The following is a 247-nucleotide window of genomic DNA, read 5'->3' on the forward strand; positions in this document are numbered from 1 at the left end:
AGATGATGCTAACAGCACAAGATTTAACCCAATCCAAAATCTCTATTCCGATTCTAGTAGGAGGAGCGGACTTATCAAGAAAGTTTACGGAGAATAAAATACGTCCTGAATATTTTGGGCCAGTACTCTATGCGAAGGATGCAATGGATGGGCTCAGTCTTTCAAACAAACTGCAAAATCCAGTGGTACGTGAAAAAAATCGAGGATGAATTGAAGTTGAAATCACGTAGTGAGGAAGGGGCAGTGA

Annotated in this window: 1 protein-coding gene; it reads left to right on the forward strand. The window is 40.9% G+C overall.

Annotation, left to right across the window (positions count from 1 at the left end; translation table 11 throughout):
* Nucleotides 1-209: hypothetical protein (locus AOA60_RS33635; RefSeq protein ID WP_218240955.1), on the forward strand; the 209-nt coding region annotated here is incomplete at its 5' end.
* Between the last annotated feature and the right edge of the window lie 38 nt (nucleotides 210-247).

The organism is Pseudomonas sp. 2822-17 (assembly GCF_002742485.1).
Classification (GTDB): domain Bacteria; phylum Pseudomonadota; class Gammaproteobacteria; order Pseudomonadales; family Pseudomonadaceae; genus Aquipseudomonas; species Aquipseudomonas cyclaminis.